The sequence below is a fragment of the Saccharopolyspora mangrovi genome, assembly GCF_035320975.1.
In the GTDB taxonomy this organism is placed as follows: domain Bacteria; phylum Actinomycetota; class Actinomycetes; order Mycobacteriales; family Pseudonocardiaceae; genus Saccharopolyspora; species Saccharopolyspora mangrovi.
Window position 1 is genome coordinate 307,602 of the sequence record NZ_JAWLNX010000004.1, and the last position, 14,628, is coordinate 322,229.

At 64.7% G+C, this 14,628-nt stretch carries 11 protein-coding genes; all 11 read left to right on the forward strand.

Annotation, left to right across the window (positions count from 1 at the left end; genetic code table 11):
- Positions 1 to 17: 17 nt before the first annotated feature.
- The gene (locus R4I43_RS08355; RefSeq protein WP_324264968.1) at positions 18 to 245 is read left to right on the forward strand and encodes a hypothetical protein; all 228 of its coding nucleotides are present in this window, start codon (positions 18 to 20) and stop codon (positions 243 to 245) included.
- Positions 245 to 1,228 (forward strand): phage tail tube protein, encoded by a 984-nt coding sequence (locus R4I43_RS08360; protein WP_324264969.1) that lies wholly within the window; start codon positions 245 to 247, stop codon positions 1,226 to 1,228. Before R4I43_RS08355 ends, R4I43_RS08360 begins: the two co-directional genes overlap by 1 nt.
- Before the next feature lie 3 nt (positions 1,229 to 1,231).
- Entirely contained in the window at positions 1,232 to 1,618 is a 387-nt protein-coding gene (locus tag R4I43_RS08365) for a hypothetical protein (protein ID WP_324264970.1), read from the forward strand.
- 13 nt (positions 1,619 to 1,631) lie between these two features.
- On the forward strand, positions 1,632 to 2,129 hold the full coding sequence (locus tag R4I43_RS08370; RefSeq protein WP_324264971.1) for a hypothetical protein: 498 nt from the start codon (positions 1,632 to 1,634) through the stop codon (positions 2,127 to 2,129).
- 169 nt (positions 2,130 to 2,298) lie between these two features.
- On the forward strand, positions 2,299 to 8,655 hold the full coding sequence (locus tag R4I43_RS08375; protein WP_324264972.1) for a hypothetical protein: 6,357 nt from the start codon (positions 2,299 to 2,301) through the stop codon (positions 8,653 to 8,655).
- Positions 8,656 to 8,671: 16 nt separating this feature from the next.
- Entirely contained in the window at positions 8,672 to 10,195 is a 1,524-nt protein-coding gene (locus R4I43_RS08380; RefSeq protein ID WP_324264973.1) for a phage tail family protein, read from the forward strand.
- Positions 10,192 to 11,409, forward strand: coding sequence for a siphovirus ReqiPepy6 Gp37-like family protein (locus tag R4I43_RS08385; protein ID WP_324264974.1), 1,218 nt, complete (start codon positions 10,192 to 10,194; stop codon positions 11,407 to 11,409). The genes R4I43_RS08380 and R4I43_RS08385 overlap by 4 nt, the downstream gene beginning before the upstream one ends.
- On the forward strand, positions 11,409 to 12,344 hold the full coding sequence (locus tag R4I43_RS08390) for a hypothetical protein (RefSeq protein ID WP_324264975.1): 936 nt from the start codon (positions 11,409 to 11,411) through the stop codon (positions 12,342 to 12,344). Before R4I43_RS08385 ends, R4I43_RS08390 begins: the two co-directional genes overlap by 1 nt.
- 1 nt (position 12,345) lies before the next feature.
- The gene (locus R4I43_RS08395; protein ID WP_324264976.1) at positions 12,346 to 12,654 is read left to right on the forward strand and encodes a hypothetical protein; all 309 of its coding nucleotides are present in this window, start codon (positions 12,346 to 12,348) and stop codon (positions 12,652 to 12,654) included.
- 12 nt (positions 12,655 to 12,666) lie between these two features.
- Positions 12,667 to 13,638, forward strand: coding sequence for a glycoside hydrolase family 25 protein (locus R4I43_RS08400; RefSeq protein WP_324264977.1), 972 nt, complete (start codon positions 12,667 to 12,669; stop codon positions 13,636 to 13,638).
- Positions 13,635 to 14,612, forward strand: coding sequence for a peptidoglycan recognition protein family protein (locus R4I43_RS08405; protein ID WP_324264978.1), 978 nt, complete (start codon positions 13,635 to 13,637; stop codon positions 14,610 to 14,612). Before R4I43_RS08400 ends, R4I43_RS08405 begins: the two co-directional genes overlap by 4 nt.
- Positions 14,613 to 14,628: the final 16 nt, after the last annotated feature.

Consider the following 14,628-nt stretch of genomic DNA (forward strand, 5'->3'; position numbering starts at 1 on the left):
TTCGAGGAGTTTCACCAATGCTGGTCGTCTACAACGGACGGTTCCAAGCCGTCGAGGTCCCCGAGGTTGGTGGCGTGGTGCTCACGCGTGGCGAGCCGAAGGACATCGCAGACACGCCGAAGTCGAGGCAGCTGCTTGAGCAGCCTGACTTCGCGCTGGTGGAGGAGAAGCCGGAAGGCGCCGAGTCCACCTCCCGAAAGAAGAGGTCGGCGAAGTCCGACGCTGAAGAGAAGGAAGGCGAGTAATGGCAATTTACTCGGGACTTTCGGCGCAGATCGGTTTCGCCGAAGAGGTCACCTACGGAACGTATGTCGCGCCGACGCGCTTCTATGAGTTCCTGTCCGAGGACGTCTCAAAGGAGATCGAGCGCGTGGAGTCCGAGGCCCTACGCGCGGGCACCCGAACGCTGCGTTCCGACCGCTGGACCCCCGGCAAAATCAACGTTGAGGGCGATGTCGAGCTGGAGCTGATGACCAAGGGTGCTGGGCTGATGCTCAAGCACATGATGGGCGGGGTCGCGACCACTCAGCCGGACGCGGTCAACTCGCCGACGGTCTACAAGCACACCTTCACCCCCGACGAGGTCCCGACCGGGCTCACCTGCCAGGTTGGCCGAACCTCCATTGATGGCGTGACTCGGCCGTTCTCCTATGTGGGCTGCGTCATCTCCGAGTGGGAGATGGAGGCAGCGGTCGATGACCCGGTGTCGCTGACCGTGTCGCTGCTGGGCCGCGACGAGGACACCGCGCAGACGCTCGCGACCGCGAGCTACCCGGCTAACAACAAGCTGTACACGTTCATCCACGGGTCGTTGACGATCGACGGAACCCCGTTGGACGTCAAGGAATTCAGCCTCTCCGGCGAGAACGGCCTTGACGACGACCGGTACTTCCTCGGTTCGCAGCTGCGCAAGAAGCCGGTCCAGGCCGAATTGCTGAACTTCGAGGGCGAGGTCTCCACCGAGTTCAACAACCTGACCCTCTACAACAAGTTCCTCCAGGGCCAGGAGGCGGCGCTTGTGCTGACCTTCGACTCGGGCGTGGTGATCGAGGACGCGCTGACGTACAAGTTCGTCATCACCGCGAACGTCCGGTTCGACGGCGAGACACCCACCGTCAACGGTCCCGAGGTGCTGGAGCAGAGCATCGCCTTCAAGTGCATCGACTCGGGCACCGGGCCGGGCTCGGCGATCAAGTTCGAGCTGTTCACCGACGAGGCGACTCCGTAAGTCATGCCTCGATCTTGGCGGCTCGATTGGGATTGGAATTCCCGATATCCGTATGCGCAACGGCGCATCGAGCAAGCCGCTGAACGTGGCCTGAAGGAGGCCGCCGACAAGGCGGTCTCCGAGGCTGATGTCCCTGTCCGGTCCGGGGCGTTGAAACGCTCCGGCCGGGCGGACGTCGCTTTCCCCGTGGCGGTAGTGAGTTTCGGCGCCACCGGCCATTCGGAGCGGGGGCGCGATACCCGCCACTACGCCATCCCGAACCACGAGAGCTTTCGCTACAAGCATCCTCGGGGTGGCACGCCCAAGTTCCTGACCCGGCAGTTACATCCGGGAACCGAGTTGCTGGAAACCATTGCCCGCCATATCCGGCGGGTTGTTGATCGAGGCTAGAGGAGCCCACCTAATGCCTACTGCACGACAGAACGCGGCGGCACAGTTCGACGTGTCGGCCTACCTGAAGACCAAGCTCGTGAGCAAGGAGTCCCTGAACTTCTTCGGCGTAGATGTCCCGGTGCCCACGGACACTCCGCTCGGGGTGACCTTGCAGGCGCAGGAAGCGCAGCGGAACCCGGAGGCGGTGTCGGAGCAGAACGTTCTCGACCTGCTGGGCGGCATCATCGGTGAGGACAAGGCCGAGGAGATCAAGGAAGTGAACGCGGGCGTGCGCGCCTGCGGGGCACTGCTGCTCTGGGCGTACCGCAACGCCTCCGGCGATGAGTGCACCTTCCCCGAGGCGTTCGAGGAGTACGAAGAGAACGAACGTGCTTCTCGCGAGGCCGCCGAAGCGGAGGACGGCGAGGGAAAAGCGACGGCGGTTCCGAAGGCGAACCGGGCGACTCGCCGCGCCTCCGACCGCGCGACGCAGAGTGGGAAAAATACCGGAAGCACTGGTCGAAAGTAATCGCGGACTTCCGCAGGGAGTACGGCTATGACCCAGATGATCTCTGGGGCATGCCAACTCAGTGGTTCAAGTGGTATCTGAGCGGACTGAGTAACGAGTCTCAGTTCAAACAGGCCATCGGTGAGAAGTCGAAGCGCCAAGATAGGAAGGGGAGACGCCGATAATGGCTATGTCTGTCGGCACCCTGTTGGGTCAGCTTCGGCTTGACAACGATCACTATTTGCGCGGGTTGCGGACGACTGAGACCGCAACCCGCGCTTCGGCGCGCAGTAGCGCGGGCGAGGTCGAGAAAGCTTCGAAGCGCGTTGAGACCGCCCGGACGAAAGAGCTCGACGCGGCGGGCAAGGTCCGCACTGAGGAGTCGAGGCTCGATGAGCTGCGTAGGCGCTCCGGCGTAACGTCGGACCGGCTAGCGACGGCCGAGGAGCGGTTGGCGAAAGCGCGGCGAGATTACGCCGTTGCCACCCGCGACTCGCTGCGTGCGGTTGATGATCAGAGCCGCGCCGTCGTCCGACTGAACGAAGCGCTGACCACTGCCGCGCGTCCGCGCACGGCCAAGGTGAACGTGGCCCTCGACGCGCGCGCAGTGGAGCAGGCGCGGATCGCGGTCGATCGCGCTGCAGCGGCACGGACGGCGACGATCAATGCGCAGGCGGATCAGACTTCAGCGGTAGCGGCAGGCCGAACCCTGGACGAGGCCGCGCGCGCCCGCCAGGCGCGGATCGACGCGGCAGTGCAGGGCGAGGCGGCGGCCAACGCCCGGCTGGCCGAGGTGGCGCGCGACCGGCTGTCGCGCATCAATGTCAACGCCGAGACGGCGGCGGCTGAAAGCGCGCTGAACTTCGTGGCGCGCGGCCGTGCGTCAAGCGTGGACGCGCAGGCGCAGACGGCAGCGGCTGAGGGCGCGCTGAACTTCACGGCCCGGAATCGTGGTACGACGATCGCGGCGAACGCGGATACGTTCGCGGCCGAGACGGCGCTGAACACGACTGCCCGCAACCGCGCTACGACTATCAACGCGCACGCTGACACGCTGGCGGCTGAGACGGCGTTGAACGCCACGGCTCGCAATCGGACTTCGACGATCAACGCGAACCCCGACGTGTTGGCGGCAGAGGGCGCGTTGAACTTCACGGCTCGTAACCGCGCTACGACCATCAGCGCTAACGCTGACGTGTTCGCCGCAGAGGGCGCGTTGAACTTCACGGCTCGTAACCGCGCTTCCACGATTGCCGCTAACGCTGACGTGTTCGCTGCCGAGGCGGCGTTGAACTTCACGGCCCGCAACCGCTCCACGGTGATGGACGCGAGCGCCAACACACTGGCAGCCGAGGCGCAGTTGAACTTCACGGCACGCGCCCGCCAGGCCGTGATCAACGCGAACGTTGATGGCGCTTCTGCCGCTGCCGCTGACGCTCACATCAACTGGGTGGCGCGGCATCGTTCGTCGACGATCAACGTTGACGCCGACACGATGATGGCCCACATCAAGATTGCGCTTGTTCAGGTTCAGCTCTTTGCAACGCAGGTAGCGGCGACGGCTATGGGTGTGGCGGCGACAGCTTCGTTCGGCGCTATGGCTGTCGCTGCCGCCCTGGTCGTTGCTGCGATTGTTGCGATCGTGGCTGTTCTCGCGGTTCTGGCGGCTGGAATTATTGCGGCTGGGGCGGCGGCAGCGATATTCGGCATCGCCCTTGTTGGAGCCTTGAAGGACGCCAAGGAACACGGCGGGCAGCTGCAAGTTGCCGTCGATAGGATTAAGGCTGCGTGGGATGGCTTCATTGCCGCGATCCGCCCTGACATTCTCGCCCTGGTCAACAGGAGCGTTGATCTGATCGTTCTCGGGTTGAGAGCGATGGAACCGATCGTGCGGGCTGTCGCGGGCGTATTCGGCGGCTGGCTCGATAAGATCAAGACCAGTATGGAGACCGGCTCGGTCAAGCGTTTCTTCGACTGGATCGAGGGCGACGGCGTCCGGTTCCTTGGGATTCTTGGCGAAGCTGCGGGACGCGTATTTGGCAGCATCACGGACTCGCTTAGTAACCTGACGGGTCCGGGTGGTCCAGCCGAGAAGATGTTCAACTGGGTAGTCGACATGATCAAGCAGTTTGTTGACTGGATTGGTACTGCTGACGACCAAAACACCTCGCTCGGTCGGCTGTTCCAGAACGTTGAAGACTCCATGCCGGGCATCAACAAGCTGTTTGGACCAGAGGGATTCACTGGTTTCCTGAACGGCTGTGCTGACGCAGCAAACGCTCTCGTCCACGCGATCGACAGGATTGTTGGCGCCGTCAACGGAGTTAAGGACGCGTTTCACTGGGTTGAGATGAACACCCCGGCCTGGCTTGGCGCTGGTCTGTCGCCTTACGAAAAGGGTCCGCCCGGCGGCGGAGGCGGCGGCGGCGGAGGCGGCGGCGGAGGCGGCGGAGGTCGTCCCCCTGCCCCGGTCGCGCGCGTCGGGGGTCCGCTAGGCCGCGCTATGGGCGCGGGGCAGTACCTGTCCACTAGCGGCTTGAAGTTGAATTACCCGGTCGGCGGCTCCCCCACTTACGGGCCTCCGCTCGCGGGTTTCCAGATCCGCCGTGGCGGGAACAACCAGAACCGGGTCGCCCCCACAGCAGGCCCCGGATCTGTCAATGAGCAGGGTTGGAAGGTCTTTTACCACAAGGACATCGGGTACAACAAGAACGGTATTCACCCTGACCTGCTGAGGCAGGTCGGCGTACCAATCGGAGGCTCGGGCAACAAGGAATACGATAAACGGTTCTACGGCCAGAATTTCGCCCAGGGCGGTATCGCACGCTACGCGGCTGGCGGCTGGCGGGACCAGGCGAAGTCTGAAGGACTTCGGCCCATGTCCGGGTCGGGCGCCAAGGTAGTCCCGCCCAACACGTGGCGTGCGATCGGCGGTCGAGCCCGCAACGACGAGGCGTTTATCCCGATCAACCGGAGCAGTCGATCGAAGGCCCTGTTGTCGATGACGGCTCAGAACATGGGCTTTGGCCTCTCGAAGATGGCCACGGGCGGCATCATGCCGGTCACTGAGGACTCGCCGATTGCCACGAGGGCGACACCGAACCAGATCCGCGTGGTTGGCGACCGCACGACCGGCCGAGAGGCGTTCATCCCGGTTGACGGCAGCCGCCGATCTGCATCGGTACTCGATAGCACCGCGCGCAAGATGGGCTTCAGCCTGACCGCGATGGCCAAGGGCGGGTTGCTCGGCGACGAGGCTGCCGCCGCAGCTGGCGGGAAGGCGACGCAAGCGGCGAGTGGCGGCAGTGCGCTGCCGATCGACCCCGAGGCGATCAAGTTGTTGCAGGCTGCCCTGCAGCAGCTGAAGGTGTCGCTGGATGCGGTCGGCGTCTCGCTCGACACGTCGAACCTGTCCTTCCAACAGCTGGGTACGACGCTGGGCACGATGAACACGACGCTGTCGGCCTCGGGCACGCAGTGGACGAACCTCGGGACCACGGTCGGCACGGCTGCCACTGCCATGCAAACCCACCTGGGCGCGATGACTACCGGGCTGAACACGGCGGGAACAGCCTCTTCGCTGGCGACCTCGGGTATGTCGACGCAGTGGTCCGGGCTGGGCGGCACGGTTGGCTTGGTGTCCTCGGGCATGGGTGCCCAGATGGGCGGGGTGGCTACAAGCGCGGGCGGGATGGCGCTCGGGGTTGGTGGCGCGGCGAACGCGACGGCTGCGAACTGGGGCGGCTTGGCGGGCGCGGTCGGCTTGGGTGCGGGCTCGATGCAGGGTTCGATGGCCGGGGTTGCCGGTACGGCCGGGGGAATGGCTCTCGGGTTCGGCGGCGCTACCGGGAACATGGGCTTCAACTGGGGCGGGCTCACCAACACGGTCGCGCTCGGCGGCGGGTTCATGCAGGGCGCGATGGCTGGCGTGGCGGGCACGGCTGGGGGAATGGCTCTCGGCTTCGGTGGCGCGACCGGCAACATGGCCGCGAACTGGGGTGGCCTCGGGGCTTCCCTGGCTGGTGGTTCGGCCTTCATGCAGGGGACGATGGCTGGCGTGGCGGGATCGGCCGGGCTCATGGCTGGCGGGTTCGGTGGTGCCACGAACGCGATGGGCGCGCTGTGGAACGGGTTCGTCGGCACACTGCTCGGCGGGGCCGGTGTGGCGCAGGCTGCGATGCCGCCGGTGGCGGGCTCGGCGGGCGCGATGGCTGCCGGGTTCGGTGGCGCGACGGGCGCTATGGGTGGCGCGTGGAACGGGTTCGTCGGCGGCTTCCAGGGTGGCGCGGGCGCGGTCAACGCGGCGATGCCTCCGGTGGTCGGCTCGGCGTTTGGGATGTCGGCCGGGTTCAACGCCGCCGTGGCGGGCATGGGCGCGGGCTGGGGCGGGTTCGTCGGCGGGTTCAACGCCGAGTCGAACGCGCTGGCCGGGCGCATGAGCGTCGTCAACAACGACACGGCGTTCATGGGCGCTCACTGGGGTGCTACGTCGGCCGGGATGACGAACGCGTGGTCTGGGCACTCCGGGGCGTTCCACTCCATCTCCGACGCCGTCAGCGGCCGGATGGTGCGCCACAACGCCGAGGTCGGCGGGATGGGTGTGCACTTCGGGGCGACGACGGACTTCATGGGCGCCCGCTGGCAGGGATTCTCGGATCACTTCGAGGGCCAGCGTGTACGTGGCTCCGGCAACATCGCGTTGCTGGGTGCCGAGTTCGGCGGCTTGGGTGCGCATTGGGGCGCCACGACTGACTTCATGGGCGCCCGCTGGCAGGGCTTCGGCGACCACGTGCGCGGCGTGTATGACGGGCGGCTGCTGCCGACGTTCAACGACCTGCGGAACCTACTGGGCGAGACCGAAAGGTCATTCGCGGTCACAGTGGACAACATTGCCCGCATTTGGGATGGGATCAAGCCCGCGACCGCTCGCCCCGTCAACTTCATGATCTCGGAGGTCTACAACAAGGGCGTGGTCGGGGCCTGGAACAAAGTGGCCGTCGACTTCCTGAAGCAGCCCGCCTTGGCCGGTCACGCGAACATCGCGGAGAACGCCAGGGGCGGCATCATCCCCGGCTACACCCCGGGCCGTGATACGCAGCTGTCGTGGGTCTCCGGCGGTGAGGCCATCATGCGTCCGGAGTGGACGCGGGCGATGGGCCCGGGCTACATCAACGAAGCCAACGAGGCCGCCCGGCAGGGTGGCGTGCGCGGCGTCCAGCGGATGACCCCCGGCGGTGGCGGCGGGTACGGCAGCTCACCGGGTGGCCGGTCGCCCAAGTACATGCGCATGGAGGACCCCGACGTCCCCGCCATGACACCGGATCTCGCTCAGGGACTGGGCCGGGTCCCGTCCAATATGCCGCTCCCGGCGTTCCGGTTCGGCGGGTACGGGCAGGTTGCCCCGCACGTCGCCGCTGCCGGTGACGAGATCCAGAAACTCTTCGGCGAGTTCGAGGTGGGTGGTTTCCGCGCTGGTCCGCCCGACCACGGCACCGGTCACGCGTTGGACTTCATGACCTACGCGGACAAGGGCAAGGGCGATCGCATCGTTGATCACCTGATGAAGAACTCGGCCCGGATGGGTGTCAAGTATCTGATCTGGCAGCAGAAGATCAACGACCAGCGCAACAGCAAGGGCTGGGAGCAGATGGAAGATAGGGGTTCGATCACTCAGAACCACTTCGACCACGTGCACGCCAGCTTCACCGGCGACGGACGTAGTGGGCCGATGAGCGGGGGCATGGTGGGCATGCCCGCCTTTGACCCCAGAGAAATGGTCCGCAGGTGGTGGGTGGAGGAGAACACCAAGGGGTTTATGGGTACCGCCAGGGAGCTTCCCGGCAAGCACGGCGACTCTCCTTTCGCCAAGGCTGTTGGCGAGCCGCTGGCAAAGAAGAAGCAGGAGATCGGTATCCCGTGGGTCGAGCACCACGCCGATGCGATCGTTCCGCACATCATGCCCTGGATCATGTCGCAGATGGGCGGGATGCACGGAATGGGTGTCGCCAACACGATGCCCGTCGAGAACTGGCGCCCGCTCGTTGAAATGGCGCTGCGGTACCTGCGTCTGCCGCTGGAATGGGCCAACGTCACGCTGAACCAGATCCGCACCGAGTCGGGCGGTAACCCCAACGCGGTGAACAACTGGGACAGCAACGCGAAACGCGGCACGCCGTCGGGTGGTCTGCTCCAGACGATCGCTCCCACCTTCGCGGCGAACCGAGACCCCGCGCTGGCCAACAACATGTTTGATCCTTTTGCCAACATTGTCGCGAGCATGCGCTACGCCATGCGGCGGTACGGCTCTCTGCCTGCGGCCTACCGAGGCGTCGGTTACGACTCGGGTGGCTGGATGGAACCGGGCATGACGTCGACCGTCAACAAGACCGGCAAGCCTGAAGCTGTGCTGACCGATTCCCAGTGGGATGCGGTGAAGAGCGGCGGTTTGGGATCGAAGAACTTCTACTTCACCATCAACAACCCAGCGAATGAGGAAGTTGATTTGCGTGAGCAGATGCGGCGTGCGGAACTCCTGGCGGGCCTGTGATTAGGAGAGTGGCGTAATGCCTACCACCATCGTCACGGAGCGCTTCTACATCTCCAACGACGCATACGCTGGGACCACCCCCAGCTACAAGGGAACGTGGGACAGCACCGCTACACCGTTGGGTCCTCGCAACCTCGCCACGACTCCCTCGGGCACGTACACCAGCTCGGCGCTTAGCCCTGCATCGACGGCGGCGGACTACGACTACGTCATGGGCCGCTGGATTCACACCTTCAGCGCAAACGCCGACCTGGAGGGCACTGTCGATTGGGTTTTCGGGTTGGCCGAGTCCAACACGTCCATGAACGCCGTGCACCATGTGCACATCTGGGTGTCGCAGGGCGCAACGGACACGGTGCGGGGGACGCTGCTGGCCGATTCGGTGGGCGCCACAGAGTTCCCCTCCCCGGCGCTCACCGGTCAGACCGACGGCCCGAAGACCCTGACTCCTGTCACGGTTATGGCCGGAGACCGGCTGATCGTTGAGGTCGGGGCACGGATCAGCAGCGACAGCACGGCCTACACGCTGCACATGGCGCGGGGCGGGACGGGCACCCCTGATCTCACCAACGGCAGTACCTCGGTTTCCACCCAGCCCAGCTGGATCGAGTTCGACTGGATCGTCCCGCTCGTGGTGGACGAGGCGATTTCGTGGATCGACGCGGACGGCGTTGGAACGGTCCTTGGTGTCTCGTGGGGTGTGGCGGGCCGGTTCATGCCTCCCGTGAAATTCGAGGAGGAGGAGATCCCCGGCTTGGCGGGGTCGGTCGTTCGATCAGTGCGGCACGAGGCGAGAGAGTTCGTGCTGCCGATCTGGATTGATGATTCCGCGCTGGGGCCGGTAACCACCGAGGAAGAACTGCGTATCGCGATGCGGCAGATCGTCGCGAAGATGGATCCGACACGTGGGGCTGGCAAAATCCGCGTGACGTCCCCGGTGGGGGACCAGCGGGAGATCTCGTGCTACTACCGGGACGGCTTGGCGATAGACGAGTCACTTGGCGATAACACGGGCCTGCTGGCCCAGAAAGCCGCCGTGGTGTTTCGGGCGTTCGACCCTTACTGGACTGCGGTGTCCGATGTGGTCCTGGACTTCACGGTGGGCGAGGTCCCGAACTTCTTCCCCGCGTTCGTCGACCCCAGCGCCGTCATTGACCTCACCTCTTCGGAGGTGCTGGCCGACACAACCATCAATAACGAGGGCGATGTTCTCGCGTGGCCGGTGTGGAACCTGACCGGACCAGGCCAGGAGATCGTGCTCCGCAACGAAACCACCGGCAAGAAGCTGGAGTTGTCGAACAACTCCGGGCTGGTGCTGGGCCTGGGCGAGACGATAACCATCGACACGCGGCCGGGTAGGAAGCTCATCACGAAGAACAACGTCCTGCCGGAGCAAGAGAACCTGTTTCCCTACGTCTCCGACGACTCCTCGCTGTGGCCACTGGAGCGCGGCGCGAACAAGGTCCGGCTTGAGATGACTGGTTCCACGGAGGATTCTCTGTTGCAGCTGAACTACAAGCCTCGGTATCTGTCGCCGTGACGGCCTGGAAGATCTACGTTCGCGATCTGAACTACAAGCGGATCGGCGAAGTCTCCGACTTCCAGAAGCTTGAGGCGATCCTGAAGTTCAACGACGTGGGCACCTGGATTCTCGACATCAACCAGGCGAGCCGTGAAGCGCTGATGCTGACCGTGCCTGGTCACGGCATTCAGATCATCAACGACGACACGGGCGACCAGCTGATGTCCGGCCCCGTTGCAGGCCGCCACTTCGCGAGCAAGGACGGCAAAGAGACGATCACCGTCTCAGGCGTGGATGACAACTACTGGCTGAAGGCTCGCTTATCGCATCCTTCCCCGGCGGAGTCGTTCCCGCCTTATGAGGTGCAGGCCAACCACGCTGTGACCGGGCAGTGTTCCACGGTGCTGCGTACGTACGTGTCGGCGAACCTCGGGACAGCCGCCAACTCAGAACGCAAGATCGCCAACGTCACGCTGCCAACTGATCCGCTTCTCGGGGCCACCGTGAAGGGCAGCGTGCGGTGGACCAACCTTCTTGAGGACCTGCAAGAGCTAGCCACCGTCGGCCGAAACAACTCCGGCGACATCGGGTTCCGGCTCACTCAGGTGGGTACCAACCTGGAGTTCCAGGTGTACCAGACGTCGGACAAGACAACGACCGCGAAGTTCTCCCGCGAGCTGGGCAACCTGGCGGGCTACGAGTTCGACACGACAGCGCCGGAGACGACCTACGTCTACGTGGCCGGGCAGGGCGAGGGTACCGCGCGAACCATCAAGGAAGGCCAGAACTCCGGGGAGCGGCTGACGTGGGGCAGGCGCGAGGAGTTCGCCGACCGCCGCGACACCAACGACGACACGGAGCTTGGCCAGAAGGTCACCGAGGTTTTGGAAGAACATCACGAGAAAACGGGTCTCGTGATCCACCCGATCGACACGGAGCAGCTGAGGTTCGGAGTCGACTACGGGATGGGCGACAAAGTTTCGGTGGCCGTGTTCGAAACCTTGAAGGAACAGCTTCCCGACGCTGTCGCGAAACAGATCCGGGTGTCCGCGAACTTCGAGGGCGCCGTGGTGAAGGACGTGATCCGGCAGGTGAAAGTGACGCTCACGCCCGAGAAATCTCGGGTTGAGCCGGTGGTCGGCACGGAGAACGCCGAGCACCCGGACGCAATGAGGTTGGCGCGGGAGTTCCGTCGTCTGAGGATGCGGACGTTGAATATGGAGACAATCTGATGGCCATAACACTCGACGAATACTCCCCTTTTGACGCTGGGCCAGGCTCGAACGTCACCGAGGGGCAGTGGCGCAAGTTCATGCGCAACGTGCTCTCCGGTGGCGACGGGGTTCTGCGCGGCCTGAAGGACGAGTTCCACGTCTACGCCGACTCGACCGGTATGCAGGTCAAAGTCAAGACTGGCGAGTGCTGGATTCAGGGCGCGTGGGGGCACAACGCTTCGGAGAAGATCCTGCCGATTGCGACGGCCCCGGGCACGAACTCGCGCAAGGACCGCGTGATCCTGCGCAACGACTTCGTGAACAACCGGATCGAGCTGGACGTCCTGACGGGGACGGCGGCGGCATCTCCGGTCGCACCGACGATGACCCGGAACTCGTCGATGCACGAGACTAGCTTGGCGGTCGTGACGGTGGGGACTTCGGTAGTCACGATCGCTGCGGGCAACGTCACGATCGGTGCCGAGCGGGAACGGTCCAGCCCCTACGCCCGATACCGGCGCGCCTCGGGCCTGCAGACGATTGCCACTTCTACGGCAACGAACGTCCAGTTCCCCACGCCAGTGTTCGAGGACTACGCGGTGACAGCCAGCGGCACGAACAACAGCGTTTTCACCCTGAACCGGGCGGGAATCTGGCACGTGGACGTCTCGATCTCGTGGAACACTGAGGCCGCGAACTTCGGTGGTATCCGCAAGGTTAGTATCTCCGACGGTGTTAACCCGCTGATCGCCTACGAGGCGCAGGCTTGCCCCGGCCCTACGGCGGCGCAGGGCGCGGCAGTCATCAACTCCTGCGCTATTCAACGGGAGTGGCCAGCGGGTCAGCAGCTCGTGATTCGCGCGATTCAACTGTCGCCTGGTTCCAAGGACATCGAGGGCAGCGACTCGAACGCCACACCTACCAAGGTGTGCTTCGCTTGGATGGGCTACTGACATGGCCGCGACCCTCGACGGGATCGCCGCGCTCGCGGTCGACACGGTGTTTCAGTCTCGCGTGAAGGCGGCTCTCGCCCGTTGCGCGGCAGCGATCGCCAAAGAGTCGATGGACGCCGACACGCCTACGCCGCTGGACAAGGCCCGCCGCGACCTGGCCGTTGACGTGATCGAGAACCTGGACGGCTTCGTTCCCCGGTTCGCCTGGTTGGTGGCGCAGATACCAGCCGTGGAATCCGGCATCGATGACGCTGCCCTAATCCTGGCGGTGCGTGGCGTCTGGAATCACCTCGCCCGTCTACCGATGTGAGGACGTGAGCTCGTGATTTTCGGCATGGACGTCAGCCGGTGGAACGGCGGTGACGTCGACTTCCACCGAGCCCGCCGCGAGGGTATCGAGTTCGCGATCCTGCGTTCTTGGGACCGCGACGCCAACGAGGTCGACCGGACGTTCCACCGCAACCTCCGGGTGGCGCGGGACGCCGGGATGATCGTGGCCGCCTACCACTTCATCGTCCCGTGGGAAGACGGTTGGACCAACGCGGACCACGTGCTACGCCACGTGCCCGCCGAGCTGCCGGTCATTCTCGATGTAGAGAAGGACAAGAGCGGACGAGGCACATCGATTGGGTTGGCCCGAGACGTAGCCCACCGGCTCCGCGCATCTGGCCGCCGACTTCCCCTTGCCTATGTGCCCCGCTGGTATTGGAAGGAAATCGGTCTACCGGACCTGCGGGGCCTGGGCGACCACGGCCTCTGGGCTTCGCAATACGCCACCCGGACTTACGGCACACCGGCGGAGATCTACCCGCATCTGAACCCCAAAGACGGAGGCGGCTGGGACCCGTACGGCGGTTGCCCGGTTCGAATCCTCCAGTTCACCGACGACTCGACCATTGCCGGGCAAGCACCCCGCGACGCCAACGCCTTCCTGGGCACCAGGGAAGAGCTCGCGCAGCTTCTAGGAGAGGACGACATGTACGACGCTGAATACGCCGAGAAGATGGCGCTCATCGAGAGTCAGTTCACGACACCGTGGCCGTCCTTCGTCCAAGACGGCGGGGACCACGAGTGGGGCACCTACCTCTTTGCCACGGACCACGACAGCTTCCGCAACTGGGAGAAGGCGGCCGGAGTGCTCGGCAAGCTTCAAGCTACCCGCGTCGAACAGGCCAGTGGCGCTGAGTTCGACCGCGAGGCATACCTGGCGCGGGTGAAGGAAAGCTCCAAGCAGAAGGCCGCCGCCGAGGTCTACGAGGTGAACGTGGAGATCGGCCGCGAGGAGACCGCGTGAGCTTCGCCGACGATGTTGCTCACGCACTCCGCGCTCGCGGTGTGTTCGTGCACTTCGCCAGCGGCTACAACAGCCGGGGCAACGGCTCCGTCTGGAACGGTCCGCAGGGCGGGATCATGCACCACACCGCGTCCGCCTACGCCAACGCTCTGCCCGGAACGGGCATTTACAACGTGCTGGTGAACGGCCACTCCACCCTGTCGGGACCACTGTGTAACTCGGCGGGCAACGAGGATGGCTCGGTCACCATCATCTCTGCCGGTCCGGCGAACCATGCCGGTGCGTCCGGGGGTAGCTGGGCACGTCCGTTCCCGGACACCCGCGACTTCAACCGAATGGTGTGGGGCCACGAGATCTGCTACCCCGGCGTGTCCCCAATGCGTCCGGCACAGTGGAACACGATGGTCATCTTGGGCCAGGTGCTGTGCCAGCTGCTCAACCGTGGGCCTGAGTGGATTCGCGGGCACTACGAAACGTCGGTCACCGGCAAGTGGGACCCCGGATTCGCCGAAGGCCGTTGGATCGACATGAACGAGGTACGGCGCCAGATCGCCGAAGGAGGAGACGACATGTTTGACGACGCCGCCAAGCGGAGGGTGGACAACATCCTGTTTCGGCTTGCCGGGACCAGCGACCTCAATGAGATCCGCAGGCTGCGAGGCTTCCCCGGTTTCCCGAGCTGGGTGAACCCTGCGCACAAGTTGACTCCCGTCAACAGCACCCGGTTCGCGCACAAGAACACCGTGATCACGGGTGGCCTGTTGAACCAGATGGACGCCGAAGCGAACCGGATCGTCAAAGAACTGGCCGACCAGAACGGTGAAGACCGTGACGCTCTGCTGGCCGACACCGAAGCTGCGGCCTTGGAGGGTGTGGCCGAGGGAGTTGCCGAAGCTCAGGTGCGGTGGTCGGTCAAGATCAAGGGCAAGGCTCCTTCGCCCGAGCCGGAGCCGGAGCCGCCGCAGCCCACTTGAAGAGGGCGCAGCCACG

Coding starts and splice junctions, on each gene's coding strand:
- R4I43_RS08370 (WP_324264971.1), top strand. CDS start 1,632: ATGCCTACTGCACGACAGAACGCGGCGGCACAGTTCGACGTGTCGGCC.
- R4I43_RS08390 (WP_324264975.1), top strand. CDS start 11,409: ATGGCCATAACACTCGACGAATACTCCCCTTTTGACGCTGGGCCAGGC.
- R4I43_RS08355 (WP_324264968.1), top strand. CDS start 18: ATGCTGGTCGTCTACAACGGACGGTTCCAAGCCGTCGAGGTCCCCGAG.
- R4I43_RS08380 (WP_324264973.1), top strand. CDS start 8,672: ATGCCTACCACCATCGTCACGGAGCGCTTCTACATCTCCAACGACGCA.
- R4I43_RS08395 (WP_324264976.1), top strand. CDS start 12,346: ATGGCCGCGACCCTCGACGGGATCGCCGCGCTCGCGGTCGACACGGTG.
- R4I43_RS08360 (WP_324264969.1), top strand. CDS start 245: ATGGCAATTTACTCGGGACTTTCGGCGCAGATCGGTTTCGCCGAAGAG.
- R4I43_RS08365 (WP_324264970.1), top strand. CDS start 1,232: ATGCCTCGATCTTGGCGGCTCGATTGGGATTGGAATTCCCGATATCCG.
- R4I43_RS08375 (WP_324264972.1), top strand. CDS start 2,299: ATGTCTGTCGGCACCCTGTTGGGTCAGCTTCGGCTTGACAACGATCAC.